At 67.6% G+C, this 26,214-nt stretch carries 25 protein-coding genes; 18 read left to right on the forward strand and 7 right to left on the reverse strand.

All coding sequences use genetic code 11. The features are described 5' to 3' along the window. Positions 1 to 133 precede the first annotated feature (133 nt). Together IE122_RS06565 and IE122_RS06570 are read right to left on the reverse strand one after the other, a co-directional pair. A complete protein-coding gene (locus IE122_RS06565; protein ID WP_189620321.1) occupies positions 134 to 1,762 on the reverse strand; it encodes an alpha-D-glucose phosphate-specific phosphoglucomutase in 1,629 nt (542 codons plus the stop codon). A gap of 63 nt (positions 1,763 to 1,825) precedes the next feature. Then, on the reverse strand, positions 1,826 to 3,886 hold the full coding sequence (locus tag IE122_RS06570) for a protein-disulfide reductase DsbD family protein (protein WP_189620322.1): 2,061 nt from the start codon (positions 3,884 to 3,886) through the stop codon (positions 1,826 to 1,828). A gap of 116 nt (positions 3,887 to 4,002) precedes the next feature. Between IE122_RS06570 and IE122_RS06575 the strand changes: the two genes are divergently transcribed. Then, positions 4,003 to 5,670 carry an alkaline phosphatase family protein gene (locus tag IE122_RS06575; RefSeq protein ID WP_189620323.1) on the forward strand — a complete coding sequence of 556 codons (1,668 nt, stop codon included), beginning with the start codon at positions 4,003 to 4,005 and terminating at the stop codon, positions 5,668 to 5,670. Next, positions 5,667 to 6,914, forward strand: coding sequence for an FAD-dependent monooxygenase (locus IE122_RS06580; protein WP_189620324.1), 1,248 nt, complete (start codon positions 5,667 to 5,669; stop codon positions 6,912 to 6,914). The genes IE122_RS06575 and IE122_RS06580 overlap by 4 nt, the downstream gene beginning before the upstream one ends. Before the next feature lie 152 nt (positions 6,915 to 7,066). Here the strand turns inward: IE122_RS06580 and IE122_RS06585 are convergent, their stop codons facing one another. Further along, complete coding sequence (locus tag IE122_RS06585; RefSeq protein WP_229813846.1) at positions 7,067 to 8,407, reverse strand: ArnT family glycosyltransferase; 1,341 nt, start codon at positions 8,405 to 8,407, stop codon at positions 7,067 to 7,069. 285 nt (positions 8,408 to 8,692) lie between these two features. Between IE122_RS06585 and IE122_RS06590 the strand changes: the two genes are divergently transcribed. The 5 genes from IE122_RS06590 (at position 8,693) to IE122_RS06610 (ending at position 12,956) form a co-directional block, all read left to right on the forward strand. Next, positions 8,693 to 9,445, forward strand: coding sequence for an alpha/beta fold hydrolase (locus IE122_RS06590; protein ID WP_189620325.1), 753 nt, complete (start codon positions 8,693 to 8,695; stop codon positions 9,443 to 9,445). Between the two features lie 4 nt (positions 9,446 to 9,449). Next, a complete protein-coding gene (locus tag IE122_RS06595) occupies positions 9,450 to 10,319 on the forward strand; it encodes a tetratricopeptide repeat protein (RefSeq protein WP_189620326.1) in 870 nt (289 codons plus the stop codon). Beyond that, on the forward strand, positions 10,316 to 11,296 hold the full coding sequence (locus IE122_RS06600) for an LLM class flavin-dependent oxidoreductase (protein WP_189620327.1): 981 nt from the start codon (positions 10,316 to 10,318) through the stop codon (positions 11,294 to 11,296). The genes IE122_RS06595 and IE122_RS06600 overlap by 4 nt, the downstream gene beginning before the upstream one ends. A gap of 95 nt (positions 11,297 to 11,391) precedes the next feature. Then, positions 11,392 to 12,618: an NAD(P)/FAD-dependent oxidoreductase gene (locus IE122_RS06605; RefSeq protein ID WP_189620328.1), complete on the forward strand. Its 1,227-nt coding sequence runs from the start codon at positions 11,392 to 11,394 to the stop codon at positions 12,616 to 12,618. A gap of 53 nt (positions 12,619 to 12,671) precedes the next feature. Beyond that, on the forward strand, positions 12,672 to 12,956 hold the full coding sequence (locus IE122_RS06610; RefSeq protein WP_189620329.1) for a hypothetical protein: 285 nt from the start codon (positions 12,672 to 12,674) through the stop codon (positions 12,954 to 12,956). Here the strand turns inward: IE122_RS06610 and queG are convergent. Then, complete coding sequence (queG, locus tag IE122_RS06615; RefSeq protein ID WP_229813848.1) at positions 12,953 to 14,047, reverse strand: tRNA epoxyqueuosine(34) reductase QueG; 1,095 nt, start codon at positions 14,045 to 14,047, stop codon at positions 12,953 to 12,955. The genes IE122_RS06610 and queG overlap by 4 nt on opposite strands. Positions 14,048 to 14,114: 67 nt before the next feature. Between queG and IE122_RS06620 the strand changes: the two genes are divergently transcribed. The 3 genes from IE122_RS06620 to msrB are packed head-to-tail and all read left to right on the forward strand — an operon-like array spanning position 14,115 to position 16,847. Then, positions 14,115 to 15,095, forward strand: a complete 981-nt coding sequence (locus IE122_RS06620; RefSeq protein ID WP_229813850.1) for an ABC transporter ATP-binding protein — start codon at positions 14,115 to 14,117, stop codon at positions 15,093 to 15,095. Next, positions 15,092 to 16,339: an ABC transporter permease gene (locus tag IE122_RS06625; protein WP_189620331.1), complete on the forward strand. Its 1,248-nt coding sequence runs from the start codon at positions 15,092 to 15,094 to the stop codon at positions 16,337 to 16,339. Before IE122_RS06620 ends, IE122_RS06625 begins: the two co-directional genes overlap by 4 nt. Positions 16,340 to 16,349: 10 nt before the next feature. Then, positions 16,350 to 16,847, forward strand: coding sequence for a peptide-methionine (R)-S-oxide reductase MsrB (gene msrB / locus IE122_RS06630; protein ID WP_189620332.1), 498 nt, complete (start codon positions 16,350 to 16,352; stop codon positions 16,845 to 16,847). On the opposite strand, the gene IE122_RS06635 is transcribed toward msrB, so the two are convergent. Both IE122_RS06635 and IE122_RS06640 read right to left on the reverse strand, forming a co-directional pair. Continuing rightward, positions 16,834 to 17,496, reverse strand: a complete 663-nt coding sequence (locus tag IE122_RS06635; RefSeq protein ID WP_189620333.1) for a PilZ domain-containing protein — start codon at positions 17,494 to 17,496, stop codon at positions 16,834 to 16,836. The genes msrB and IE122_RS06635 overlap by 14 nt on opposite strands. Positions 17,497 to 17,669: 173 nt before the next feature. After that, positions 17,670 to 18,134 carry a DMT family transporter gene (locus tag IE122_RS06640; protein WP_189620334.1) on the reverse strand — a complete coding sequence of 155 codons (465 nt, stop codon included), beginning with the start codon at positions 18,132 to 18,134 and terminating at the stop codon, positions 17,670 to 17,672. A gap of 157 nt (positions 18,135 to 18,291) precedes the next feature. Here IE122_RS06640 and IE122_RS06645 point away from each other — a divergent pair, with 157 nt between their 5' ends. Further along, on the forward strand, positions 18,292 to 18,531 hold the full coding sequence (locus IE122_RS06645; protein WP_189620335.1) for a type II toxin-antitoxin system Phd/YefM family antitoxin: 240 nt from the start codon (positions 18,292 to 18,294) through the stop codon (positions 18,529 to 18,531). Then, a complete protein-coding gene (locus IE122_RS06650; RefSeq protein ID WP_189620336.1) occupies positions 18,531 to 18,956 on the forward strand; it encodes a type II toxin-antitoxin system VapC family toxin in 426 nt (141 codons plus the stop codon). The genes IE122_RS06645 and IE122_RS06650 overlap by 1 nt, the downstream gene beginning before the upstream one ends. A gap of 54 nt (positions 18,957 to 19,010) precedes the next feature. Here IE122_RS06650 and guaA read toward each other — a convergent pair whose 3' ends face one another. After that, positions 19,011 to 20,570, reverse strand: a complete 1,560-nt coding sequence (gene guaA, locus IE122_RS06655) for a glutamine-hydrolyzing GMP synthase (RefSeq protein WP_189620337.1) — start codon at positions 20,568 to 20,570, stop codon at positions 19,011 to 19,013. A 478-nt stretch (positions 20,571 to 21,048) separates the two neighbouring features. On the opposite strand from guaA, the gene IE122_RS06660 reads away from it, so the two are divergent. From IE122_RS06660 to IE122_RS06685, 6 genes are all read left to right on the forward strand, one after another. Further along, the gene (locus tag IE122_RS06660) at positions 21,049 to 21,657 is read left to right on the forward strand and encodes a hypothetical protein (RefSeq protein WP_229813852.1); all 609 of its coding nucleotides are present in this window, start codon (positions 21,049 to 21,051) and stop codon (positions 21,655 to 21,657) included. Then, positions 21,654 to 22,991: a DNA-packaging protein gene (locus tag IE122_RS06665; protein ID WP_189620338.1), complete on the forward strand. Its 1,338-nt coding sequence runs from the start codon at positions 21,654 to 21,656 to the stop codon at positions 22,989 to 22,991. Before IE122_RS06660 ends, IE122_RS06665 begins: the two co-directional genes overlap by 4 nt. A 49-nt stretch (positions 22,992 to 23,040) precedes the next feature. Next, positions 23,041 to 24,219, forward strand: coding sequence for a phage portal protein (locus tag IE122_RS06670; protein ID WP_189620339.1), 1,179 nt, complete (start codon positions 23,041 to 23,043; stop codon positions 24,217 to 24,219). Further along, complete coding sequence (locus tag IE122_RS06675) at positions 24,216 to 24,524, forward strand: DUF6127 family protein (protein ID WP_189620340.1); 309 nt, start codon at positions 24,216 to 24,218, stop codon at positions 24,522 to 24,524. Before IE122_RS06670 ends, IE122_RS06675 begins: the two co-directional genes overlap by 4 nt. After that, complete coding sequence (locus tag IE122_RS06680) at positions 24,521 to 24,958, forward strand: HK97 family phage prohead protease (protein WP_189620341.1); 438 nt, start codon at positions 24,521 to 24,523, stop codon at positions 24,956 to 24,958. Before IE122_RS06675 ends, IE122_RS06680 begins: the two co-directional genes overlap by 4 nt. Positions 24,959 to 25,029: 71 nt before the next feature. Continuing rightward, positions 25,030 to 26,166, forward strand: a complete 1,137-nt coding sequence (locus IE122_RS06685) for a phage major capsid protein (RefSeq protein WP_189620342.1) — start codon at positions 25,030 to 25,032, stop codon at positions 26,164 to 26,166. The last annotated feature ends 48 nt before the right edge of the window (positions 26,167 to 26,214 follow it).

Raw genomic sequence — 26,214 nt, forward strand, 5'->3', positions numbered from 1 at the left:
GGCCGGGACGGCCAAAGGCGCTGGACGCCGGGAACAGGCCCTATTCGACGGTGGGGTAAACCGCACAATGGATGCTGAAACAAGTTCAGCATGACGAAGCTGCGGTAAACTCGCCGTTTGCGATTGCCCTGGCTCAGGTGATGACGCTGGGCTCCGCCATCCCGGTGTGCGCCACGATCTGCGCCAGTTCCTCCGCCGCCGCGATCAGCGGGGCGAGGGCGGCGGCGGTTTCCTGGCCTAGATCGCCGTCCGCCGGTTCGTAGCGTTCCAGATAGACCCGCAAGGTCGCGCCTTCGGTGCCGGTGCCGGACAGGCGGAACACGATCCGGGAGCCGTCGGCGAACAGGATGCGCACGCCCTGCCGCGCGCTGATCGAGCCGTCGGTGGGGTCGGTGTAGCTGAAATCGTCCGCCATGCTGACCGTGCCCGCCGCCGTCTGCGTGCCGGGCAGGGCTTCCAAACTGCCGCGCAGCCGGGCCATCAGCGCATCGGCGCGCGCGGTCTCGATCGCCTCATAATCGTGGCGGGCGTAGTAATTGCGGCCATACCGCGCCCAGTGTTCGGCCATGATCGTCGCTACCGGCTGGCGGCGGGCGGCGAGCACGTTGAGCCACAGCAGCACCGCCCAGATGCCGTCCTTCTCGCGCACATGGTCCGACCCGGTGCCGGCACTTTCCTCGCCGCAGATGGTGGCGAGGCTGGCATCGAGCAGGTTGCCGAAGAACTTCCACCCGGTGGGCGTCTCGAACAGCGGAATGCCCAGCGCCGCCGCCACCCGGTCGGCCGCGCCGCTGGTCGGCATCGACCGCGCGATACCGGCAAGGCCGCGAGCATAGCCCGGCGCCAGATGGGCATTGGCCGCCAGCACGGCGAGCGAATCCGATGGCGTGACGTAGCAGTGTTTGCCGATGATCAGGTTGCGATCGCCGTCGCCGTCCGATGCTGCGCCGAAATCAGGGCCGTCCGGGGCCATCAGCGCATCGTAGAGGTCCCTGGCGTGGACCAGGTTGGGATCGGGGTGATGATGACCGAAATCGGGCAGCGGTACGCCGTTGCGCACGGTTCCGGCGGGTGCGCCCAGCCGGCGTTCGAATATCTCGGTCGCGTAAGGTCCGGTCACCGCGCTCATGGCATCGAACTGCATGACGAAGCCTGAAGCCAGCAGATCGCGGATCGCGGCGAAATCGAACAGCGTTTCCATCAGCGCGGCGTAATCGGCGACCGGGTCGATCACCTGCACCGTCATCCCGGCAAGATCGGTGGTCCCCACCGTGTCGAGATCGACATCGGGTGCCTCGATGGTCTTGTAGGAGGCGATCTGCAGCGTGTTGGCATAGATCGCCTCGGTCACCGCCTCGGGTGCGGGGCCGCCGTTGGCGATGTTGTACTTGATGCCGAAATCCTCGTCCGGGCCGCCGGGGTTGTGGCTTGCCGAGAGGACGAGACCGCCGAATGCCCCGTACTGGCGGATGACGTTGCTCGCCGCCGGGGTCGACAGGATGCCGCCCTGGCCGACCAGCACCCGGCCAAACCCGTTAGCCGCCGCCATGCGCAGCGCAACCTGGATGACCTCGCGGTTGAGAAAGCGCCCGTCACCGCCCAGCACCAGCGTCTGCCCGGCGAACCCGTCCAGACTGTCGAACACCGACTGGATGAAGTTTTCGGCGTAACGGGGCTGCTGAAAGACTTTGACTTTCTTGCGCAGGCCGGAGGTGCCGGGCTTCTGGTCAGTGAACGGCGTGGTGTTGACGGTCAGAATCAAGGGACGGCTCCCGCAAGGTTGCTTCGGGCATGTGCTGCAACAGCAGCCGCTATTGTGCAATTGCTAACGCGCCTTGCCCGCCAGCAGCGCCGGCGTCAGCACTTGCGGCAGGACCTGCGCGCGGCCGTCGCGGCCGTACCAGACGTAGAGCGGCACCCCGGCGGCACCGTGCGCGGTCAGGTAGCGGGTGATCGCGGGGTCGCGCCGGGTCCAGTCACCCCGCAGCACGACCACGCCCGCCCGCTCGAACGCCGCTTTCGTTTCCGCCCGCTCGATCGCCACTTCCTCGTTCACCTTGCAGGACAGGCACCAGTCGGCGGTCATCCACACGAATACCGGTTTGTGTTCTGCCAGTGCCGCGTCGAGCCGGGCTTCGCTGAACGGGCGGGGATCGAGGATCGAGGAGACCGGCGCGGCAGAAGCGCTGGGCTGGGGCAGCAGGGCGATGCAGGCGACCGCGTCGAACAGCGCCAGCAGCGCCGCCGGGCGGGCGCTGCCGCCCCGGCGCTGCGCCTTGCCGGCGGCGATCAGCGCGAGAACCAGCAGCAGCGCGAACAGTAATGCGGCGGCGAGGAACGGCGCGCCGCCGACCTTCCAGGTCAGCCATGCCAGCGCCAGCGCGGTGAGGCCGAGCGGCACCGCCAGCACCTGGCGCAGCCGGTTCATCCACGCGCCGGGGCGGGGCAGGCGAGTGCGCAGCGCCGGTATGAAGGCCAGCGCCAGGAACGGCAGGGCGATACCGAGGCCAAGCGCGGCGAACAGCGCCAGCGCCTGCGGCACCGGCAGCAGCAGTGCCGCGCCCATTGCGCTCGCCATGAACGGGCCGGTGCAGGGGGTGGCGACGAAGGCGGCTAGCAGGCCGGTGGCAAAGGCCCCTTGCGTGTAGCTGCGCGGGCTGCTGCCCGCTGCCAGACCGGGCACGGCGAACTCGAACAGGCCCAGCAGATTGGCGGTGATGGCGCAGGCCAGCAGCAACAGCAGCACGACGACGCGCGGTTCCTGAAGCTGGAATGCCCAGCCCACCTGCACCCCGCCCGCCCGCAGCGCCAACAGCCCGCCGCCCAGCGCGAGGCAGGCGACGATGACCCCGGCAGCATAAGCGAGCCCTTCGATCCGGGCATGCGCCTCGCTCTCCCCGGCGCGGGCGAGGCTCAGCGCCTTGAGGCTCAGCACCGGAAACACGCAAGGCATCACGTTGAGCAGCAGCCCGCCCGCCAGCGCGGCCAGCAGCAGCACCGGAAGTCCGGGCAACTGCGGCGCATTGCCGATCCCTGCCAGCGGCTCGCCGCCCGTCGGAATCGTGCCGGGGCGAGCGGTGAAGGAAACGCCGTTGCCGGCTTCATCCAGCTTGAGCACCGCAGACACGCCGGGTGCGCTGCGCGGGTCGAACTTTGCGCGCGGGATCGTCACCAGCAGCCAGTCCCCCTTGCGGGCGAAAGTCTGCGGGGCGGCGTAATCGACGATTTTGTCCTCGACGAGGAAGACGTGCGGCCGGATCAGATCGACCGAAGCGGGCAGCGGGATCGCCAGCCGCAGGCCGCGCGGCGAAAGTGCCATGTGCGCGGGCGTATCGAGCGGGGCGGGCAGGCGCTGCTCCCAGCGGGCGAAGGTGTCCGGCAGCGGCGCGGCGGCCTTTGCCACCACCACCTCGGTGGCAAGGTCGGCCTGTTCGGGCACGCAGATCTGGTCGGTGCAGGCCAGCCACTCAGCATGGACACGCAGCGGCAGGCGGTCGCCGGGGGCAGCACCGGCGGACAGCGTCAGCGGCACCAGCACCGAGTATTCGCTTTCGTAGACGTGGTTCATCAGCCCCTGCACCACCAGCGTCTGCGGCACCGGATAGCGGGGCGCGCCGGCCTGCGCGCCGGGGGGCAGCGTCCAGTCGAGCTGCATGCCAAGACCGGCATCACCGGGGTTGATCCAGTAACCGTGCCAGCTTTTCGCCGGGGTCATCCGGATGGCGATCATCGTCGTCGCCCCCGGCACCACGGTGGGCGGAACGACCAGTTGGCTGGCGATGTGGTTGGCACCTTGCGCGGCGGCTGGCGCGGCCAGCATGACGGCGAGCGCGGCCAGCAATTGACACAGCACTGACACGAAGAACCGATAGCGCGCGCTGCTCATGCCACTGTCCCTGAGACTTCCGGTACGGACCGCGTGCTTGGCCCTTGCAAAGAGGCGGCGGCGCGTCGAAATCTGCCTCTGCCCGCGATGGCCGCGCTTTACAAGGAACCTGCCCCATGCGCCTCCCCTTTGCCGCCATCGCCGCTTCGTGCCTGCTGGCCATAACGGCGATCCCGGCGACGGCCGATGCGCCAACGACAGCGGATGCCGTGCCGCCCCCGGTGGGTGAAGGCGCGCCCCGGCTGATCGTGGCCATTTCGGTCGATCAGTTTTCGGCCGATCTGTTCGCGCAGTACCGCCAGCACTACGAGCACGGACTGGCGCGGCTGATGGGCGGCGCGGTGTTCCCCTCGGGCTATCAGTCGCACGCGGCGACCGAGACCTGCCCCGGCCACTCCACTTTGCTGACCGGTGTTCACCCGGCGCGCAGCGGCATCATCGCTAACGACTGGTTTGATCCGGCGCTGGGCAGAACGGTCTACTGCGCAGAGGATGAGGGCAATCCCAAAAGCACGGCGGAAGATCCGGTGGTGTCATCCGGTCACCTGCTGGTGCCGACGCTGGGCGACCTGCTCAAGCGCCGCGATCCCGCGTCGCTCAACGTCGCGGTATCAGCCAAGGATCGCGCGGTGGTGATGATGAGCGGGCACAGCGCCGATGCCGCGTACTGGTTCAAGGGGCAGGGCTTTGCGACGTTCGACGACCGCGCGCTGTCGCCGGCGGCACGGGCCGAGAATGCGCAACTGGCCGAGGCGGTGAATGCCGGCGCGCCGGACCTGGCCGTTCCCGGCTGGTGCGCCGCCTATGATCGTGGGCTGGCGCTGGGCGATTTCACGGTGGGTACCTTCCGCTTCCCGCTAAAGCCCGGCGATTTCAAGGCGTTCGCCGTCAGCCCGCGCATCGACGAGGCCACGACCGACCTTGCCGTGCGCCTGCTGGACGAGTTGCCGCTGGGCCGGGACAGCGTGCCCGATGTGCTGTCTGTCAGCTATTCGGCGACGGACAAGGTCGGACATGCTTTCGGCACCGAGGGCCTGGAAATGTGCATCCAGCAAGCCGTGCTCGATCACGCGATCGGCAGGTTGCTGGAGGCGCTCGACGCGCGCGGGATCGATTATGTGGTGGTGCTGAGCGCGGACCACGGCGGGGCTGATGCGCCGGAGCGGATGCGGTTGCAGGGGGTACCGGACGCGGCGCGGCTGGACCCGGCGCTGACCGACAAGGCGCTGTCCCAGGCGGTGTCCGGCGTGACCGGGGTGACGGTCCCGACCGGCCGCCTGCTTTATGGCGCGGGTGGGTCCGGCGATATCTGGCTGAACGGCGCGATCAAGGGTGCGGCGCGCGCGAAGGTGATCGCCGAACTGGTGCGGCAGTTGAAAGCCAATCCGCAGATATCGGGCGTCTACACCGCCGAGGAGCTGTCACGGATCAGGGTACCGTCCGGCAACCCGCAGGACTGGACCGAGATCGAGCGTGTGGCGGCTTCGTATAACCCGGCGCATTCAGGCGCGGTGCTGATGATGACCCGGCGTGCGGTGGTTCCCGGCACCGCGCCGCGGCTCGGCTATGTCGCCACCCACGGCAGTCCGTGGGACTATGACCGGCGCGTGCCGATCCTGTTCTGGCGCATGGGCATGACGCCGATGGAGCAGGCGCAGCCGGTGGAAACGGTGGACATCGCGCCTACACTGGCGGCGCTGGTCGGGCTGGAGGTTCCGGCGGGGACGTTTGACGGGCGCTGTCTCGACATCGCCGCCGGGGAGGCCGATAGCTGCGGGCGATGACCGAATCGCAAGCGACGCAAGCACTGACGGCGGCACCTGAACGCCGCGACCTGATCATCCTGGGCGGCGGGCTCGTCGGCATGACGCTGGCGCTGGCGGCCGCGCGCGCCGGGCTGACCAGCTTTGTGATCGACCGGGCCGATCCTGCCGATCTGGTGGCCGAAGGCGCGGACGGGCGGGCTTCGGCGATCTCGACCGCAAGCTGGAACCTGTTCGCCAACATCGGCCTGGGCCCCCGGCTGGACGCCCTGGGCTGCCCGATCGATTCAATCGCGGTGACCGACGGGATGAAGCCGGGCCGCATCGATTTCACGCCCAAACCGGATGAAGGTTCGCTGGGCCGGATGTTCTTCAACCGAGATCTGCGCATGGCCCTGTTCGATGCCGCGCGCGTGGAACCGGCGATCGCCTGGAAAGTGCGCACCGAAGCGGTGCGGCGCGATCGCGGGCCGCACGGCGTGGAGGTGGAACTGGCCGATGGCACCGCCTTGCGCGCATCGTTGCTGGTCGCCGCCGAAGGCCGCCAGTCCCCCACGCGCGATGAAGCCGGGTTCGCTATGGCCAAGTGGGAATACCACCACCGCGCGATGGTGACGGCGCTGTTCCACGACAAGCCGCACGACAATACCGCCTGGGAAATCTTCTATCCGGCCGGGCCGTTCGCGTTGCTGCCGCTGCTGGATGATGCAGAGGGCCGGCATCGCAGCGCGCTGGTCTGGACGGTGGCCGAAAAGGATGCCGCAGGGGTCATGGCGATGCCTGATGCGATGTTCGTACACGAAGTCGCGCAGCGCATGCACGGGGTGCTGGGCACGATCGCGCTGGCTGCCCCGCGCATGAGCTTTCCCTTGCGCTTCCACCATGCCGGCAAGGTGGTGGACGAGCGGCTGGCGGTCATCGGCGATGCCGCGCACGGCATGCACCCGATCGCCGGGCAGGGCCTGAACCTGGGCCTGCGCGATGTCGGCGCGCTGGTTGAAGTGCTGACCGAAGGCATGCGGCTGGGCCTTGAACCGGGCGATGCCCAGTTGCTGGCCCGCTACGAGAAGTGGCGCAGCCTCGACAGTTTCATGGTGATGTCGGTGACCGATGGCCTCACCCGCCTGTTCGGCGTGCCCGGCCGCCTGCCCAGCGCCGCCCGTCGCCTCGGCATGGGCGCGGTGCAGCGCCTCCCGGTGCTCAAGCGCTTCTTCATGGATGAGGCACGGGGAATGTCGGGCAAGCTGCCGGAACTGTTGCAGTAGGATCGCGCCGGGGCGGGGCGCTGTCTGCCTATGAGCCAGCGCGTAGGATCTGAATTATTCTCCGTTCGTGTCGAGCGAAGTCGAGACATGCTGGCGCTGTGCGTGCCGTATCTCGACTTCGCTCGACACGAACGGGAGGGCACGGGCAGTGCCTAATGGATCGTCACCGCCTGGGCCTTGGGGCGGCCAATGCGGCCGAGCAGGTCGATGACCAGCCAGCCGGTCGCCATGCAGACGAACGGCATCACCGGCCAGTGGAACCGCGACTGGCCCGAGAAGACGAGGCAGATCGCGGTGGGAAACAGCGTCACGCCATAGGGCAGCAGCCACCAGTCGATCCAGCGCTGCCGGCCCTTGATCCGGCGGACGGTCATCGCGACGAAAGCGGAGGCGAAGCCGAGCATCAGCACAAGGTAATAGCCCTGATTGGCGTAGCGCACGGCGCGGTAGAGCGTTTCGAACCGGGCATAGTTGGGGTCGCCGCCCTGATAGGCCCATTCCCCTTCGCCGTCGGGTGCCCAGAGGCGGATCGCCTTTTTCGGCAGCAGCGCCATGAACTTGGCGGGGTTGACCTTGATCCAGTCCATGCCGAGGCGGCGAGCTTCGGCGTCCCTGGCTACTTCGTCAAGGTCGGTCCGGGCCATCAGGTCCTTCACCACCGGGGCATCGGGCGTGTAATCGCCCGTGGCGGTATCGTGGTTGCCGGTCAGCAGGGTGTAGCCGCCGTTGGTGGAGACCAGCACCCAGTGGCCCAGTTGCGCATGATTGCGCGCGCTCCACGGCAGGACGACCATGAAGGCGATGAACAGCGTCAGCAGGCCTTGCCCCAGCAGGCGGGGCAGACGCGCCCAGACCGGGCGGGCGCGCAGCCACTCTATCGCGAACAGCAGCGGCAGGACCACCAGCGTCTGCGCCTTGACCAGCGTGGCGAAGCCGAAGATGAGCCCCGCGCCGACCAGTTGCGCGGTCTGCTTGCGGGCGAGCACCGCCCAGCACCCCGCCATCAGCAGCGCGGTATAGAACACCTCGGTCAGCGCCAGCGGAACATAGGCGATCGCGTTGGGATAGATGGCCAGCAGCAGGAACCCGGCGCGGGCGGCGGCTTCATCGCGGAACAGCCGGCGGCCCAGCGCCAGGGTAAGCTGCCCGATCAGCGCGGCGCTGGCGAGGTTGAACAGGCCCAGGACGAGCAGCGACGCGCCGAACTTGCGGAACACGAGGGATAGTGCAATCGGCCAGCCCGGCGGCCAGAACGCGGTCGGCGCACCGGCATTGTCGAGATAACCGTGTCCCTCGGCGAGGCTGATTGCGCGCAGGTAATACCATTCGGCGTCCGATGTCGGCACCACCGGGATCAGAAGCACCAGCAGGCGCAGGCCGATGTAGACGGCCCAGATGCCGATCAGGACGCGCCGCGATTCGGCGAACCAGTCCAGCCGGCGCTCGAAGCGCGAGGGCTGCGCGGGGAAGGGGAGGACCTGACCGTGAATCACATCTCTCCCCTAGCTTGGCCGGCGTTAAGGAAGAGCTTAGGGCGAAAATGGCGCGGTTTATAGGCCTTCGATCAGCCCCCTGCCGAAATCCGCCCCCCTATTTTCGTCATCCCGGGCTTCGACCCGGGATCCCGCTTCCCTCGGGAGCCGCGCTTCATCAGCGGGACCCCGGGTCGAAGCCCGGGGTGACGAAGACGGGAGAAGCGGCGTCGCTGCGATAGCGGACGATTTGATCTGCCGATGCACCTTGTGCCGGATGGCGTGATGCCCCCATATCCCGCCGCGATGACCGAGACCCGTTTTCACGCGCTGCCCGATGATCGCATCGTCGCCTATCGTTTTACGCCCGGCACCGGCCCGGCGCTGGTGTTCCTGCCGGGTTACATGTCCGACATGGCCGGCGGCAAGGCGACTGCCGTGTTCGATGCGGCGCGCGCGCGGGGGCGGGCTTGCCTGTTGCTCGATTATTCCGGCTGCGGCGAGAGTCCGGGGCTGTTCGAGCACGGTTCGCTGTCCTTGTGGAAGGACGAAGTGCTTTCGCTGATCGCGGCGCTGGAGCTGGAACAGGTGGTGCTGGTCGGTTCCTCGATGGGGGGCTGGCTGATGCTGCTGGTGGCGCTGGCGGCACCCGCGAAGGTCACGGGATTGATCGGCATTGCCGCCGCGCCTGATTTCACCGACTGGGGCGTGGCGCAGATGGACAAGGCGCTACTGGCCGATGGCGAGACGGTCTGGGAGGACAATCCTTATGGCCCCGAGCCGACCCCGACCCATCCGCTGTTCTGGGCCGACGGGCAGGCCAACCTGTTGCTGGATGCGGAAATCCCGATCGATTGCCCGGTCCACCTGCTGCACGGACAGTGCGATCCCGACGTGCCGTGGGAACTGTCGCTGCAGTTGGAGCAGGCGCTGCGTTCAGGCGATGTGCAGGTCACGCTGATCAAGGACGGCGACCATCGCCTTTCGCGCCCCGAAGACATCGCGCTGCTGCTGGGCACCGTGGATGCCATGCTGGCCGCGCTGACCGGGAAAGCCTGACTCCATGTCGCTGATGCTCATCGCCCCCCTGCTGCTGGCGCAGTCCTCGATCTTCGGCGGGCCGGTTTCGCAACTGCCGCCCGAGATCATCCAGAAAAAGGAGGATGAAGCCAACAAGCGCGCGTTGCAGACGGCGGAGCGGCCTTCTGCCCCGGCGCAGGTCGGCTGCACGCAAGCGGTGGACAGCGACCCGGCGGGTGCGGCGCGGTTCGCGCGCGAGGCGCTGGCCAAGGCCGTGGGGGCCGAGCGGGTGCGGGCCGGGCTGTGCCTGGGGCTGGCGCTTTCGGCGACCGAGCAATGGGACGAGGCGCAGGCCGCGTTCATCGATGCCCGCAACAGCGCCGCCGAGGACGACAAGGCGACGCGGGCGCGGCTGGGCGACATGGCGGCCAACGCGGCGCTGGCGCAGGGCAAGCCGGAAGCCGCGCTGTCGATCCTGGGCCCGGCGGCGGCGGACGCTCAGGCGGCGCAGGACCAGACATTGGTGGCAGCGGTGGCGATCGATCGGGCGCGTGCCCAGGTGGCGCAAAAGCAGGACCTGCTCGCTTCACAAGCGCTGGCCGAAGCGCGCGCTGCCGATCCCGCAAATGCGCAAGCCTGGCTGCTTTCGGCCACGCTGTCGCGGCGGATGAACCATCTCGATATCGCCGCGCAGCAGATCGCGCAGGCGGCGCAACTGGCACCGCAGGACCCCGAGGTGGGGCTTGAAGCGGGCGTGATCGCCATGCTGGCCGGGCGCGAGGAACCGGCGCGGCGAAGCTGGCAATCCGTGGTGGCGCTGGCGCCCGAAAGCGCGGCAGCAACCACGGCGCGCGGCTATCTGGCCCAGCTTGGCCCGGCCGCACCGGCGGCGGCAAAGGAGACGACACCGTGATACCGCTTTCCATGCTCGATCTGGTGACCGTGCGCGAAGGGGCCAGCGTGGCCGAAGCGTTGGCGCTGAGCGCCGCTTCTGCGCAAGCGGCAGAGGCTGCGGGCTATGCCCGCTACTGGGTGGCAGAGCACCACGGCATGGACGGCATCGCCGGCGGCGCGACTTCTGTGGTGCTGGCGCATCTGGCGCAAGTGACGCGCACCATCCGCATCGGTTCGGGCGGGATCATGCTGCCGAACCACAATCCTTATGTGATCGCCGAGCAGTTCGGCACGCTGGCGGCGCTGTTCCCTGGCCGCATCGATCTCGGGCTGGGGCGGGCACCCGGCGCGGACGGGCGGCTGGCCCAGGCGCTGCGCAAGGACCTGCACGGAGCGGCGGAACGGTTTCCCAACGACGTAGTGGAACTGCGCGCGCGGTTTGCCGGGCAGGCGGTGGGCGGGGTTTCCGCGCCGCAGGCGGCCGGAGCGGACGTGGAGATGTGGATCCTGGGCTCCAGCCTGTTCGGCGCGCAACTGGCGGCGATGCTGGGGCTGCCTTATGCCTTCGCCTCGCATTTCGCGCCCGCGCTGCTGGACGAGGCCGCGTGGACCTATCGCAACCGGTTCGAAGCTTCCGAAACGCTGGAGCAGCCCCGCTTCATGGCGGCCATCAACGTGGTGACCGCCGAAACCGATGATGAGGCGCGTCTGTTGGCATCGTCCATCGACCAGAGCTTCGTGGCGATCCGCACCGGCACTCCCGGCCGGCTCAAGCCGCCGGTGCCCGACTATCGCGAAGGCCTGCCCCCGGCGGCGCTAGCGATGCTGGAGCAGGTACGATCGGTCAGCGCCATCGGCGATCCGCAGACTGTGCGGGCCGATATCGAAGCGTTCGCGGCGCGCACCGGGGCGGACGAGCTGATAATCTCGACCTCGATCTTCGATCCCGAGGCGCATCTGCGCTCTATCGCGATGACCACGGCGGCGCTGGCCTGATCGCCCGTTATTTCGAAGGGTGCCATGCCGTTCAAGGTGATTGACCTGCGGTGAAAAAGCGGCAAATCCCCCGCGTGAACTGGAGGTTTGGGTACATGGACAAAGCTGACGTCGTCATCGTAGGGGCCGGCCACGGCGGGGCGCAGTGCGCGATCGCGCTGCGGCAGAACGGGTTCACCGGCACGATCACGGTCATCGGCCGCGAACCGGAATATCCCTATGAGCGTCCGCCGCTGTCCAAGGAATATTTCGCCCGCGAAAAGACGTTCGATCGCCTCTATATCCGCCCGGAGACGTTCTGGGCCGAAAAGGAAGTGCCGTTCCTGCTCGGCGTCGAGGTGACCGATGTCGATGCCAGGGCGAAGCGGCTGACACTGTCGAACGGCAAGACCATGGAATACGGCAAGCTGGTCTGGGCGACCGGCGGCGATCCGCGCCGGCTGTCCTGTTCGGGCGCGGACCTTGCCGGGGTGCACGCGGTACGCACGCGCGCCGATTGCGACCTGCTGATGGCCGAAGTCGACGCCGGGACGAAGAACATCGTCGTCATCGGCGGCGGCTATATCGGGCTGGAAGCGGCGGCGGTGCTGTCCAAGCTGGGGCTCAACGTCACCCTGCTCGAAGCGCTGCCGCGCGTGCTGGCGCGGGTGGCCGGGGAAGACCTTTCGGCGTTTTACCAGAAAGAACACCGCGATCACGGGGTGGATCTGCGTACCGGCGTGGCGGTCGATTGCCTGGAGGGTGATGGCCACAAGGTGACCGGGGTCAAGCTGGCGGACGGTTCGGTGATCCCGGCCGAAGCGGTCATCGTCGGCATCGGCATAGTCCCCGCCGTGGGCCCGCTGATCACCGCCGGGGCAGTGGGTGCCAACGGGGTGGACGTGGACGAATATTGCCGCACGTCGCTGCCCGATGTCTATGCGATCGGCGATTGCGCGGCGTTCGCCTGCGACTTTGCCGGCGGCAACGTGATGCGGGTGGAATCGGTGCAGAACGCCAACGACATGGCAACCTGCGTGGCCAAGGCGATCTGCGGAGACGAGAAGCCGTACAAGGCGTTCCCGTGGTTCTGGTCCAACCAGTACGACCTGCGCCTGCAGACCGCCGGGATCAACCTGGGGTTCGACCAGACGGTGATCCGCGGCAACCCCGAGGATCGCAGCTTCTCGGTGGTCTACCTCAAGCAGGGCAAGGTGGTGGCGCTCGATTGCGTCAACATGGTCAAGGACTATGTCCAGGGCCGCAAGCTGGTCGAGGCCGGGGCGAGCCCCGATGCTGAGCGGCTCGCCGACAAGGACGTGCCGCTCAAGGAACTGCTGTAGGCGGGGCATCCGTTTCGACGCGGTTCAGAACGGGGCCGGTAGCTGCGGGAACCATGGCCCGCCACCATCACGTTCTCAACGCCGCGTCGAATTTGCTCGGTATCGCGCTTCTGATCATCACCGGGCTCCGGGTTTCGGGGCTGGCTGCCAGGTCCATCGGCGATGAGATCGCCTGGTGTGCTGCGGCCTGCTTCTCGATCGCTTGCGTGCTCTCTTACGCGGCGCTGCGCCGGGAGCCCGAGCCGAGCCGGTTCGAAAGCTGGGCGGATCGGGTGTTCATGATCGGCCTTCTGGCATTGGTAGCCTGCGTTGCCGTGTTCGGTCTGACCGATCTTTAGGACACGTCGCCCAGGCCTTGGTTCGTGGGAGAAAGCCTGTCCCACGCCCAGCGGGCGGCATCGGCCACCGCCGGATCCGGATCATTCCGCAACGGCCCGACCTGTGCGGTCAGGTCGGGCCGTTTGCTGTTGGCGGCGGCATAGAGGCAGTTGCGCACGAAGCGGTTGCGGCCGATGCGCTTGATCGGGCTGCCCGAGAAAAGCTTGCGAAAGCCGGCGTCATCAAGCGCCAGCAACTCGTCCAGCCGGGGCGCGGTCAGTTCCGCGCGCGGCAGGAAGGCGCGCATGGTGTGGGCGGTCTGCGCGAACTTGTTCCATGGGCAGGCGGCCAGGCAATCGTCGCAGCCGTAGATGCGGTTCCCCAGCCCTTCGCGCAGGTCTTCGGGGATCGGGCCCTTGTGTTCGATCGTGAGGTAGCTGACGCAGCGGCGGGCATCGAGGCGATAGGGCGCTGGGAACGCCGCAGTCGGGCAGGCGTCCTGGCAGGCCCGGCATGATCCGCAGCGATCCCGCGCCGGTGCGGACGGTTCGAGGTTCAGCGTGGTGTAGATTTCGCCCAGGAACAGCCACGATCCATGGTCGCGGCTGACCATGTTGGTGTGCTTGCCCTGCCAGCCGAGACCGGCGGCGGCGGCGAGCGGCTTTTCCATGACCGGGGCGGTATCGGTGAACACCTTGACCCCGGCTTCGCCAAGGCCAAGCCGGGGGGCCTCGGCGACGATCCAGCGGGCAAGGTGTTTCAGCGCCTTCTTGACCGTATCGTGATAATCCGCCCCTTGGGCATAGACCGAGATACGGCCGCGCGCCGGGGCATCGGCGAGGTGGCGCGGATCGGCGGCGGGGGCATAGCTTATGCCGAGTGCGATGACGCTGCGCGCTTCGGGCCACAGGGTCTGCGGATCGGCGCGCTGATCGGCGCGGCCCTCCATCCAGTCCATCGTCCCGTGCATGCCCGCCGCAAGCCAGGCATCGAGTCGCGCCGTGCGCGCCGCATCGGGCGCGGCGGGGGCCACGCCGAACGCGACGAAGCCCAGCGCGCGGGCCTCGATTTCCAGCGCCTCGACGAAGGCTCTTAGCGCGGTCTTAACCAAAGCCGGGGATGCTCCCATTTACGGCGTGCGGGCTCTATGCAGTGCGCACGAACTAGGAGATTGGCGCGTGGCGAGCAATGCAATCGGGCCCGATAGCGCGATCGCGGATGATTATCTGGCGATCGAGGCGCGCGGTCTGGTCAAGCGCTTTGACGGCTTCACGGCGGTGGACGGGGTGGACCTGACCGTGCCGCAGGGGGCGGTCTACGGCATCCTCGGGCCCAACGGTGCGGGCAAGACGACGACCTTGCGGATGCTGCTGGGGATCATCGATCCCGATTCTGGCTATCGCCGGATTCTGGGGGCCGAGCGGCCGCACGACGTGGCGCACGCCATCGGCTACCTGCCCGAGGAGCGCGGGCTTTATCCGGCGATGAAGGCGACCGAGGCGATCGCCTTCGTTGGAGCGCTGCGCGGATTGCCGATGAAGGAAGGACGCCGCCGCGCGCACGAGATGCTGGAGGCGCACGGGCTGGGCTATGCCGCCGACCGACAGATCCGCCAGCTTTCCAAGGGCATGGCGCAGCAGGTGCAGATCCTGGGAACGCTGGTCCATCGGCCCCGGCTGGTGGTGTTCGACGAGCCGTTTTCCGGCCTTGATGCGCTGAACCAGCAGCGGCTGGAACGGATGATGCGCCAGCTTGCCGCCGACGGGACGACGGTGATCTTCTCCACCCATGTCATCGCCCATGCCGAACGGCTGTGCGACGAAGTGGCGATCATCGCGGGCGGCAAAGTGCCGTTCGCCGGGCCGGTAGATGTCGCGCGTGATCGGATTCCGGCGCAGGTCCGGCTGGAGACGCGCGCCGCTGACGGCGTGTGGCGTGCAGCGCTGCCGGCCGACGCCGAGCGAGATGGGGCCACCTGGCGTTTTTCGCTGCCCGAGACCGGGGTGGAGCCGCTGCTGCGCGCGCTGATCGAGGGGGAGGCGGGCGTGCTGTCGCTATCGATCGAGCGGGCCGGACTGCATGATGCTTTCGTGGCCATCGCCGGGGAAGCCGCGGCGCGTGCGCTCGATGAAGAAAAGCCTGAGGAGATGCGGCGATGAGCGCGCAGTCCGAATCCGGCCGCCTGTCGATCCTCTCCGCCGCCTGGGTGATCGCCCGGCGCGACTTTCGCGCGATCCTGTTCTCGCGAAGCTTCGTTATGTTCCTGCTGGGGCCGCTAATCATGGGTATGGTATTCGGCCTTGCTGGGAATGTCGGCCAGCGGGTCCAGCAATCGGCTGACCACGCCCAAGTTGGGCTGGTGATGACGGCACAGGATGCCAAGGCGATGAGCGCGGCGCGTGAAGCGATGCTACCAAGCATCGGCGGAGCCTTGCCAGAATTCATCATCGTGCATGAACTGCAGCCGGGCGAGCGCCCCGATCCGCGCAAGGCGCTGGAGCAGCGCAAAGGCAACGTCGCCGCGATCCTGTCCGGACGCCCTGCGGCGCTGACGCTGACTGGCCTGCCTGACCAGACGAGGGTCTGGCAGGGGCCGCTTTCGCTGGTTGCCGGCAAAGCGCTGACCGGCGCACCGGAAGATCTGCCACCGGTATCGCTGGTGTCCGCCGCGTCCAGCACCGCCAGCGAGCGGCAGGGCCGGATGCTGACCGCGCAGGCATCGCAGACGCTGCTGTTTTTTTTGACGTTGTTGCTGGCGGGCATGGTGCTTTCGAACCTGGTCGAGGAAAAGGCCAACAAGATCATAGAGATTCTTGCCGCCGCCATTCCGATGGACGCGGTGTTCCTGGGGAAGCTGTTTGCAATGCTGGCGGTTTCGTTTGTCGGGATCGCTACCTGGGCGGCGGCGGGCGGGCTGCTGACGCTGGGTGCCGGCTCGACAATGCCGGCGTTGACCGCCCCGGCAGTGGGCTGGCCGATGATGCTGGTGCTGAGCGTGGTATACTTCTCGATGGCCTACCTGCTGCTGGGATCAGTATTCCTGACAATCGGCTCAATGGCACCGACGGTGCGCGATGTGCAGACGCTGTCGATGCCGGCGACGATGATGCAATTGCTGGTGTTTCTCTTCGCTACCGACGCGATGGCCCAGCCGGGAACGACGCTCGAACTGGCGGCCGCCGTCTTTCCGTTTAGTTCCCCGTTTGTCATGCTGGCCCGCGCGGCTACGGATGGTGCACTAATGCCGCATGTTGTCGCGATCATCGGGCAGGCGTTGGTGGTGCTGGTGCTGGTGAGGTTCGGTTCGCGGCTGTTCCGGCGGCGGGTCATGCAATCGGGTCCGGCGGGGGGCGGGCGCAAGCGGCGCGGGCTGTTCAGCCGGCGATCAGCGAAGATCGCGTAGAGACGCGGACATGGCATCGCATCGCAACATCGGACGGCGCACCTTCATCGCTTGGCTTGGCGCGGGCGCGGCGCTGCCGTTGCTGGCAGGGTGCGGCGCGTCACCTGCCGAGGCGCGTGACTATCCGGTCCAGTTCAGCGATGCCGAATGGCGCAAGCGGCTGACGGCGGACCAGTACCGGGTGCTGCGGCAGGCGGGGACCGAGCGTGCCTTTACCTCGCCATTGCTGAACGAACATCGCAAGGGCACGTTCGTGTGCGCGGCCGACGGGCTGGCATTGTTTGCATCGAGCACCAAGTTCGATAGCGGCACCGGCTGGCCCAGCTTCTGGAAGCCGTTGCCGGGGGCGGTGGGAACGTCCACCGACTGGAAACTGGGCTATGCGCGCAGTGAGGTGCTGTGCAACCGCTGCGGCGGGCACCTGGGCCATGTGTTCGACGACGGCCCGCGTCCCACCGGAAAGCGCTACTGCATGAACGGCGTAGCGCTGAAATTCATTCCTGGCTGAACGAGGATCGCATCGGCGGCAGGTCCTGGCCCGGTTCGGGCGGCTGCATCGCCAGCGAGCGCAGCGACAGTTCCTCCATCGTCATCACCTGACGGAAGACCACGCCATAGGCCGGCTGGCGACGCCAGCAGACGGTGGCGTTCAGTTCCGGCAGCGCCGGGCTGACGAGCCGCAGTTTCTCGCTCAGCGCCAGACGGTGGTCCGTGTCGATCCGGGCCCCTTCGCGCGACAGGTTGCGCAGGATCACCGGGATTTCGACGCCCTGACTGACGACGATCGCCTCGTGATAGACACGCAGCCGCACCGGCCGCTTGGGGTAGGGCCCGGCTTCGGCGATGAAGCGCATGACGTCGATCGGTTCGATGAAGCGGAAACCCGCCTCGCCATTGCGCTGCCAGACGCATTCGGCGGCGATGCGGGTGCCATCGCCGCTTTCCAGCGCGAGCGGCTGATCGGCCGGGAATTCGTGGAACAGCCGCAGCTTGACGCCGGTTTCGGAGATGTCGCGGATGATGCACAGATACTCGCCCGCCGGTGACACCAGCTTGGCACTGCGCATCAGCAGGGCAAAGCGCGGCTTGAGGCGCTGGTCTGCGGGCGAAGACACCTGCGGTATGGCGGTGTCGGGTACGGGGTCCAGGTTTTGCATTCAGCTACATCCCAATAGGTCGCGCGACCGAAGGGCTCTGACGGCGGGCAGCTAAACGGGTATGTATGAAAATACGGGGTATCCCTAAATGAAAGGTTAACCCCTGGCGACGAGTTGAGTGATATGCACGATGAAATCATTTCATCGTTAATATTTTCCCACTCGTCGCCCGATCAGGCTTGTTTTCTTGCAAGAAATACACCGGCAGCCATCAATATTACCCCGGCGAGCCGGGGCAGCGTGATTTCCGACCGCGCCGCACCGAAAAGGCCGAAGTGATCGATCACCGCAGCGCTGGCAAGCTGGCCGACGAGCACGAAAAAGACGGCGTTACCGATGCCGAACCGTGGGCCGATGGCGGTTATCGCCAGGACGTAGAAGGCGACGAACAGGCCCGCGCCGTAGCTCCAGACCGGCGCGCCACCCCAGCCGCGCGCATCGACCGTGGCCCCGGAACCGAGCCCGATCGCAAAAGCCGTCAGCGTCCCGAGAAACGCGACGGCAAATAGCACGCTCGCCGCCGCCGCCGGATTGCCCAGCCGCTGGCCAAGCCCGGCGTTCAGCGCGGCCATGACCGGGATGCCGATGCCGGTGAGTGCCATGATCCCGGCATAGGCGGGTTGGGGGCCGGAAAACATGGGCATCTCCTGTGCGTGGGGCAGCGCAGCGGGGCGAGCGGACCGTGCCTCTATACGGCACTGCCTCGCATGTGCAACGCGATGCGGGATAGGCGAGGAACTGGATTTTGGTTGGTTGCAATGCTATATGACCATCTAGATGGTCACGAGTGGCAATATGAACACGATCAATCTGGCTGATGCCAAAGCCCACCTGAGCGAGTTGGTCGATCGGGTTGAGGCGGGAGATTCGATCGATATCACTCGGCGCGGGAAACCCGTTGCGCGGCTTACGGGCGTGGAGCGGCCGCGCCGTTCCATCGACGTGGCTTCGTTGCAGGCGCTGACCGCCATGCCCCCGCAATCCGAAAGCGCGGCGGATCTGGTCCGATCAATGCGGGATGGCGATCGGTATTGATGCTGTACCTCGACACTTCGCTGATCGTCGCTGCGCTATCCAACGAGCCGATGACGGCCGTTGTCCAAGCTTGGCTGGCAAGACAGGATCCGGAGCAGCTCCTGATCAGTGACTGGACAATCACCGAAATGTCGTCCGCCATGGCGATCAAGCTGCGTAACGGGCAGATCACGCTGGAGCAGCGTGCGGCAGCGCTTGCCATGTTCAACAAGCTGGTGGCCGAGAGCTTTAACGTAAAAGGCCTGACCAGGCGGCAGTTCGGGGAGGCCGCACGGTTCGCTGATCAGCATAAGCTTGGCCTTCGTGCCGGGGACGCGCTTCACCTGGCCGTGGCTTCGACGAGCGGCGCTACGGTTTACACGCTGGACCAGCGATTTGCCGCGGCCGGGCCTGCGCTCGGAGTGCCGGTGCAGTTGCTGGCATGACCCGACATTGCAGTGCGCGTCGATCCGCCCGACATCACAGGCCGGCGGGCAAGCTCACTCCCACTCGATCGTACCGGGGGGCTTGCTGGTGTAGTCGTAGACGACGCGGTTGATGCCCTTGACCTCGTTGATGATGCGGGTGGCGGTGCGGCTGAGGAAGGTGGCGTCGAAGGGGTAGATGTCGGCGGTCATGCCGTCGGTGCTGGTGACCGCGCGCAGGGCGCAGACGCTGTCGTAGGTGCGGCCGTCACCCATCACGCCGACGGTCTTGACCGGGAGCAGGACGGCGAAGGCCTGCCAGATCGCATCATAGAGCCCGGCGTTGCGGATTTCCTCAAGGTAGATGGCATCGGCCTTGCGCAGGATGTCGCAGCGTTCGCGGTTTACTTCGCCGGGGATGCGGATGGCGAGGCCGGGGCCGGGGAAGGGGTGGCGGCCGACGAAGACATCGGGCAGGCCGAGTTCGCGGCCCAGTTCGCGGACTTCGTCCTTGAACAGTTCGCGCAAGGGTTCGACGAGCTTCATGTTCATCCGGTCGGGCAGGCCGCCGACGTTGTGGTGGCTCTTGATCGTGACCGAGGGGCCGCCGGTGAACGAGACGCTTTCGATGACATCGGGGTAGAGCGTGCCTTGGGCCAGGAAATCGGCACCGCCGATCTTCTTCGCCTCATCCTCGAACACATCGATGAAGGTCTTGCCGATGAACTTACGCTTGGCTTCGGGATCGGTGACGCCTTCGAGGCCCTTGAGGAACAGGGTGGAGGCGTCCACGTGGACCAGCGGGATATGGTAATGGCCGCGGAACAGGCTGACGACCTGTTCGGCCTCGCCCATGCGCATGAGGCCGTGATCGACGAACACGCAGGTGAGCTGATCGCCGATCGCCTCGTGGATGAGGACGGCAGCCACGGCGCTGTCGACGCCGCCGGACAGGCCGCAGATGACGCGGGCATCGCCGACCTGCTGGCGGATCTCGGCGATCTTGGTCTTGCGGAATTCGGCCATCGTCCAGTCACCGGCGAGGCCGCAGACGTGGCGCACGAAGTTCTTGAGCAGCTTCGCGCCATCGGGGGTGTGGACGACTTCGGGGTGGAACTGCATCGCGTAGATGCGCTTGGCATCGTTGGCGATGACCGCGAAAGGCGCGCCGGCGCTGGCGGCGACGGGGCGGAAGCCGGGGGCGAGGCTGGTGACCTTGTCGCCATGGCTCATCCAGACCTGGTGCTTTTCGCCGACCTGCCACAGGCCGTCAAACAATGCGCAATCGGCGTTGATCTCGATGAAGGCGCGGCCGAATTCACCCGAATCGCCGGCCAGAACCTCGCCGCCGAGCTGGTGCATCAGCGTCTGCTGGCCGTAACAGATGCCCAGCATCGGCAGGCCGCTATCGAGGATGGCGGCGGGAACGGCGGGGCCGGCGGCGTCCAGCACCGAGGCGGGCGAGCCGGACAGGATGATGCCGGCCGGCTGCATGCGGTGAAACGCTTCCTCGGCGGTCGAGAACGGGGCGATTTCCGAGTAGACCCCGGCTTCGCGCACGCGGCGGGCGATCAACTGGGTGACCTGGCTGCCGAAATCAACGATCAGGATGGAGTCAGATGTCTGGGTGCTCATGGCCGGGCCGTAATAGCGGCGGCGGCGCGTGTCCAGATGCGGCGGCGGATTCCTGCGGCTGCTGAGCGGTTGTAATGCCGCAATGAGTGGAATAGTTGCAAGAAATGCAACTTCAAGTGCTGCAATTGACATTGTGAAAATTACTAACTCTCCTATGTTGCAAGTGCGAAGGGGGATCGCCCCCAGCAACAGGAGAAAGCAGATGACCCTCGTTCACCGGACGATCGGTCTCGCCGCGGCCTTGGGCGTAAGCGCCCTGGGTTTCGCTCTCACCCTCGCCTGAGGGGGCGAACCGACCCACACACGAAAGGGCGGCCTTAGGGCCGCCCTTTTCCGTTTTGGCGGTTCGAAAATCCAAAAATAACCTATTTGGTTATTTGGCTTGACATTTCGGCGCCCAGAGGGTACAAATCAAGAACATTGAGTTGAGGCGATTCCCCGAGCGGGCGACGCCTTCCCCCTTGGCAGTGGACGGAACATGGCGAACACGAATTCGCGCGCGGAGCCTGTGGGCCTTGCGCCGGGCGAGGCTGCGCCCACGGCGGGCACAGCCGCATCGAACAAGGCCGCATCGAACAAGGCCGCATCGAACAAGGCCGCATCGAACAAGGCCGCATCGAACAAGGCCGCATCGAACAAGGTGGCGGCGAACAAGGGGGCCGCCCCGTCAGCGTGGCGAAAGCGCTTTCTCGCGGAATTGGCCACGACGTCCAATGTCGCGGCTTCGGCGCGGGAGGCGGGGATTCATCCGTCGCGGGCTTACGATGCCCGGCGCAGCGATCCGGAATTCTACCGCCGCTGGCAGGAGGCGCTGTGCGAGGGATACGATCACCTGGAAATGCACCTGCTGCAGCGGCTGCGCGAAGGCGAGATCAAGCCGGTGAGCGGCGCGCGCCGGGCGGTGCGCACGTTCGACAATGCCACCGCGTTCCGGCTGCTGACGGTCCATCGCGAACAGGTGGCGCGGCAGCGGGCGATCCACGAAAACCGCAACGCCGAAGCGGTGCTGGCGGCGATCGACGCCAAGATCGACATGATGCGCGAGCGCAGTGCGCGGGCGAGCGCCGACGCCGGGCGCGAGGGATGAGCTGCAGCGCCAGGCTGGCCTGGCTGATGGAGATGCCCACGGGTGAACGCAGGGCCGCGCTGGCCGCATTCACCCCGGGGGAGCAGGACGAACTGGCGACGCACTGGCGGTTGTGGGCACGGGCGGAGCAACTGCCGCCGAAGGGCGACTGGAGCGTGTGGCTGGTGATGGCCGGGCGCGGCTTCGGCAAGACGCGGGCGGGTGCGGAATGGGTGCGCGGGGTGGCCGAAGCCGATCCCGACGCGCGTATCGCGCTGGTCGGGGCGAGCCTGGCCGAGGTGCGGGCGGTGATGGTGGAGGGGGAAAGCGGGATATTGGCGGTGTCCCCGCCCGGCCGCCGCCCGGACTATGAACCATCGCTGCGGCGGCTGGTGTGGGCGAACGGGGCGCGGGCGTTGCTCTATTCGGCCGGCGAGCCCGAGGCGTTGCGCGGGCCGCAGCACAGCCATGCCTGGTGCGACGAGATCGCGAAATGGGATCACGCCGGGGGCCGGGCGCTGGCGGCGTGGGACAACCTGCTATTCGGGCTGCGGCTGGGCGAACGACCGCGGGCGATGGCGACGACGACACCGCGCGCGGTGCCGCTGATCGCGCGGCTGATGCGGGAGCAAGGCGGCGGCGGGGCTTGCGGAATGGTCATCACCAGAGGGCGGACCGAGGACAATGCGGCGAACCTGCCGGCGCGCTATCTGCGCGATATCCGGCGCACGTTCGGGCGATCGCTGCTGGCGCGGCAGGAACTGGACGGCGAGCTGATCGCCGACCGCGAAGGGGCGCTGTGGACGCGCGGGCTGATCGAGGGGTGCCGCGAGGCGGCGGCTCCGGCGATGGCGCGGATCGTGGTGGGGGTGGACCCGCCGGCGAGTGCTGCGGGCGATGCCTGCGGGATCGTGGTGGTGGGCATCGACCAGGGCGGCATCGCCCATGTGCTGGCCGATGCCTCTGCCACCAAGCCGAGCCCGGAGCGCTGGGCCCGGGCCGCGGCCGGGGCCGCAGCGGCCTGGCGCGCCGACCGGGTGGTGGCCGAGGCCAACCAGGGCGGCGAGATGGTGGCGAGCGTGCTGCGGGCAGCCGAACTGGCGCTGCCGCTGCGGCTGGTTCACGCGAGCCGGGGCAAGGTGGCGCGGGCCGAGCCTGTCGCCGCGCTCTACGAAGCGGGCCGGGTGCGGCACGCGGGGGTGTTCGCGGCGCTGGAGGACGAGATGTGCGGGCTGATGCCGGGCGGGGCCTATGAAGGCCCCGGCCGCTCCCCCGATCGCGCCGATGCGCTGGTGTGGGCGCTGAGCGAGTTGATGCTGGGACGCAGCAGGGGGCCGCGCGTGCGGGCTACCTGACGATACGAAAACCGGACGTTCACCGTCCAACCCGCGAGAAAGGAATCGCATGGCTTTCCTCGATACGCTCGTCGCTGCCTTCAAGGGGCGTGATGCGCGCGTGCCGCTGGCGCGCGGAATGTCTTCGCCCTGGTTCTTCGCTGAAGCTGCGGGGGCGCGGACACCGTTCGAATATAGCGTGGCGGTGCGCCGCGCCTATCTGGAGAACCCGGTGGCGCAGCGGGCGGTGCGGCTGGTGGCCGAGGGGATCGGCGGTGCGCCGCTGCTGCCTGTCGAGCCCGAGATTGCCGCGCTGGTCGGCGCGACGAGCGCGGGGCAGCCGCTGCTGGAAACGCTGGCATCGCACCTGCTGCTGCACGGCAATGCCTATGTCCAGATCATCAGGGACGGACGCGGCCGGCCGACCGAACTGTTCGCGCTGCGGCCGGAACGGGTAAGCGTGATCGCGGGCGAGGATGGGTGGCCGAGCGCATATGGCTATGCCGTGGCGGGGCGGCAGATCGTGATCCCGCTGCTGGACGAGGATGCCGCGCCGGGGATCATCCATGTCCGCTATTTTCACCCGGCCGACGACCATTACGGGGCCGGATGCCTGTGTGCCGCCGAGCAGGCAGTGGCCACGCACAATGCCGCCGCCGAGTGGAACCGGCAGTTGCTGGAAAACGCGGCGCGGCCTTCGGGGGCGCTGGTCTATGACGCGGGCGACGGCAATGCACTGAGCGCCGATCAGTTCGACCGGTTGAAGGCGGAACTGGCGGGCGCGTTTTCGGGGTCGGGCAATGCCGGGCGGCCGATGCTGCTGGAGGGCGGCCTTAAATGGCAATCGATGGCGATGAGCCCGGCGGACATGGACTTCGCGGCGCTGAAGGCGGCGGCGGCGCGGGACATCGCGCTGGCTTTCGGGGTGCCGCCGATGCTGCTGGGGCTGCCGGGCGATGCGACTTACGCCAATTACCGCGAGGCGAACCGGGCGCTGTGGCGGCTGACGCTGCTGCCGCTATCGGCGAAGATCCTGGCCGGCCTCGGCGAGGGATTGGCGGCGTGGTTTCCCGATGCGCGGCTTGCCGTCGATCTCGACCGGGTGCCGGCGCTGGCGGAAGACCGCGAGAGGCTGTGGTCGCAAGTGAGCGGGGCCGGTTTTCTGGATGACGCCGAAAAGCGCACGCTGCTGGGGCTGCCCGAGCGCAAGGCTCGCTCGCGCCGACAGGTTCAGGAGAACATTTCATGAACAATGGTGACATGCTGGCCGGGCTACTGGCCCAGGCGAAAGGGCAGGGCAGCGATCTGGTGACGCTGCGCGCGGTGGTCGAAGAAGCCAGCGAAATGGGGGCCAAGCGGATGCTGGCGCTGATCGGGCTCGACGACGAATCCGCGCCGCACGACGTTTCGGAGCTGCGCGAGCTGTTGCAGGCGTGGCGCGATGCCAAGGCCAGCGCACGGGTGGCGGCGATCGGCTGGATCGTGCGCGCCGGGCTGGCGCTGTTGCTGCTGGGTCTGGCGGTGCGGCTGGGGGCGACGGAGCTGCTGCGATGAGCGCGCGCGGCCCCGCTCTGCGGCAGCCGGACGAGGACGCGGCGCTGCGCTTCGCCGGTTATGCCGCGCTGTTCGACCGGCGTGATGCCGGGCGGGATGTGATCCGCCCCGGTGCCTTTGCCCGGACGCTTGCGGCCAACCGGCAGGCGCTGCCGCTGCTGTGGCAGCACCGCGCCGACTCGCGGATCGGCTGGATCGACAGCGTTGCCGAGGATGCGCGCGGGCTGCGGGTGACCGGCACCATCGACAATCCGCAAGGTGCGGCCGGGCTGGCGCTGCGGCGCGGGACCGTGACCGGCCTGTCGTTCGGTTATCGCACGCGCGCCAGCCGGCGCACGGCTGCGGGCCGCGAACTGCTGGAGATCGACCTGATTGAGGTGAGCCTGGTGAGCAACCCGATGCAGGACGGGGCGCGGGTCCATCTGGTGCTCTGACGCCCGGAGACTCCGCCCCCGGCCAAACTTTTTCGCCGCCGATGGTGGCCATTTCGTGAAAGGTAATGCCCATGGAGTGCACGGACCCGGTTGAACCGCTGGACGCCTCGTTCGATCTGATTGCCCGCCAGGACGCGGCGGAAGAAGCCATCGGCGCGCTGCGCGGCGATGTCGAGGAAGTGAAATCGCGGCTGGAGCGGGTGGGCCGCTTTGCCGGCCGTCCGCAGATCGGCGGAGGCGCGGCACCGAGCCTGGAGGTGAAGGGCTTCATCGACGGCTATCTGCGCCGGGGGCGTGAGACCGAGCTCAAGTCGTTCAATGGCGCGGTGGCGGGCGAGGGCGGCTATGCCGTGCCGCGCGAGATCGACGACCTGATTGCGGCGAGGCTCAAGGCGATCAGCCCGATCCGGTCGATCGCGCAAGTGGTGCGTACCGGCACCGCCGGGTACCGCAAGCTGATCACCACCAGCGGCGTCGCTTCGGGCTGGGTGAGCGAGACCGGGGTGCGACCGGAAACCGCCACGCCGACCTTTGCGGAAATCGCTCCGCCTTCGGGCGAGCTGTATGCCAATCCGGCGGCGAGCCAGGCGATGCTGGATGATGCCCAGTTCGACGTCCAGTCGTGGCTGGCGAACGAGATCGCCGGAGAGTTCGCCCGGGCCGAAGGCGCGGCGTTCGTGAACGGCACCGGTACCAACCAGCCCAAGGGCTTTCTGGGGGCGACGACCAGTACGGCGGCGGACAGTGCCCGCACCTTCGGACAGTTGCAGCACATCGTATCGGGCAACGCGACCGGCTTCGACGCCTCTCCTGAGCTCAAGCTGATCGATCTGGTGCAGTCGCTCAAGTCCGGCCACCGGCAGGGCGCAACTTGGGTGATGAATTCGCGGACGCTGGCGAGCGTCCGCAAGCTCAAGGCGGCGGACGGATCGTTCCTGTGGCAGCCGGGTATCGTCGATGGTCAGCCCAACCGCCTGCTGGGCTATGCCGTGATCGAGGCCGAGGACATGCCCGATATCGGCGCCAACGCCTATCCGATCGCCTTCGGCAATTTCCGCGCCGGCTATCTGATCGCCGAGCGCAGCACCACGACGATCCTGCGCGATCCCTATACCAACAAGCCGTTCGTCAACTTCTACGCGACGAAGCGGATCGGCGGGCAGGTGCTGGACAGCGACGCGATCAAGCTGATCAAAATCTCGACCTGACGCCCGACGTGGCGGCAGTCTGGCGACCGGCCTTCCCCGCCGGTCCGC

This window comes from Novosphingobium colocasiae, from assembly GCF_014652555.1.
GTDB lineage: Bacteria > Pseudomonadota > Alphaproteobacteria > Sphingomonadales > Sphingomonadaceae > Novosphingobium > Novosphingobium colocasiae.

Excerpts from the sequence above, each read along its gene's own strand:
- IE122_RS06570 (WP_189620322.1), bottom strand. The coding sequence starts at position 3,886 with ATGAGCAGCGCGCGCTATCGGTTCTTCGTGTCAGTGCTGTGTCAATTG.
- IE122_RS06575 (WP_189620323.1), top strand. The coding sequence starts at position 4,003 with ATGCGCCTCCCCTTTGCCGCCATCGCCGCTTCGTGCCTGCTGGCCATA.
- IE122_RS06580 (WP_189620324.1), top strand. The coding sequence starts at position 5,667 with ATGACCGAATCGCAAGCGACGCAAGCACTGACGGCGGCACCTGAACGC.
- IE122_RS06590 (WP_189620325.1), top strand. The coding sequence starts at position 8,693 with ATGACCGAGACCCGTTTTCACGCGCTGCCCGATGATCGCATCGTCGCC.
- IE122_RS06595 (WP_189620326.1), top strand. The coding sequence starts at position 9,450 with ATGTCGCTGATGCTCATCGCCCCCCTGCTGCTGGCGCAGTCCTCGATC.
- IE122_RS06605 (WP_189620328.1), top strand. The coding sequence starts at position 11,392 with ATGGACAAAGCTGACGTCGTCATCGTAGGGGCCGGCCACGGCGGGGCG.
- IE122_RS06610 (WP_189620329.1), top strand. The coding sequence starts at position 12,672 with ATGGCCCGCCACCATCACGTTCTCAACGCCGCGTCGAATTTGCTCGGT.
- IE122_RS06625 (WP_189620331.1), top strand. The coding sequence starts at position 15,092 with ATGAGCGCGCAGTCCGAATCCGGCCGCCTGTCGATCCTCTCCGCCGCC.
- msrB (WP_189620332.1), top strand. The coding sequence starts at position 16,350 with ATGGCATCGCATCGCAACATCGGACGGCGCACCTTCATCGCTTGGCTT.
- IE122_RS06635 (WP_189620333.1), bottom strand. The coding sequence starts at position 17,496 with ATGCAAAACCTGGACCCCGTACCCGACACCGCCATACCGCAGGTGTCT.
- IE122_RS06640 (WP_189620334.1), bottom strand. The coding sequence starts at position 18,134 with ATGTTTTCCGGCCCCCAACCCGCCTATGCCGGGATCATGGCACTCACC.
- IE122_RS06645 (WP_189620335.1), top strand. The coding sequence starts at position 18,292 with ATGAACACGATCAATCTGGCTGATGCCAAAGCCCACCTGAGCGAGTTG.
- IE122_RS06650 (WP_189620336.1), top strand. The coding sequence starts at position 18,531 with ATGCTGTACCTCGACACTTCGCTGATCGTCGCTGCGCTATCCAACGAG.
- guaA (WP_189620337.1), bottom strand. The coding sequence starts at position 20,570 with ATGAGCACCCAGACATCTGACTCCATCCTGATCGTTGATTTCGGCAGC.
- IE122_RS06660 (WP_229813852.1), top strand. The coding sequence starts at position 21,049 with ATGGCGAACACGAATTCGCGCGCGGAGCCTGTGGGCCTTGCGCCGGGC.
- IE122_RS06665 (WP_189620338.1), top strand. The coding sequence starts at position 21,654 with ATGAGCTGCAGCGCCAGGCTGGCCTGGCTGATGGAGATGCCCACGGGT.
- IE122_RS06670 (WP_189620339.1), top strand. The coding sequence starts at position 23,041 with ATGGCTTTCCTCGATACGCTCGTCGCTGCCTTCAAGGGGCGTGATGCG.
- IE122_RS06675 (WP_189620340.1), top strand. The coding sequence starts at position 24,216 with ATGAACAATGGTGACATGCTGGCCGGGCTACTGGCCCAGGCGAAAGGG.
- IE122_RS06680 (WP_189620341.1), top strand. The coding sequence starts at position 24,521 with ATGAGCGCGCGCGGCCCCGCTCTGCGGCAGCCGGACGAGGACGCGGCG.
- IE122_RS06685 (WP_189620342.1), top strand. The coding sequence starts at position 25,030 with ATGGAGTGCACGGACCCGGTTGAACCGCTGGACGCCTCGTTCGATCTG.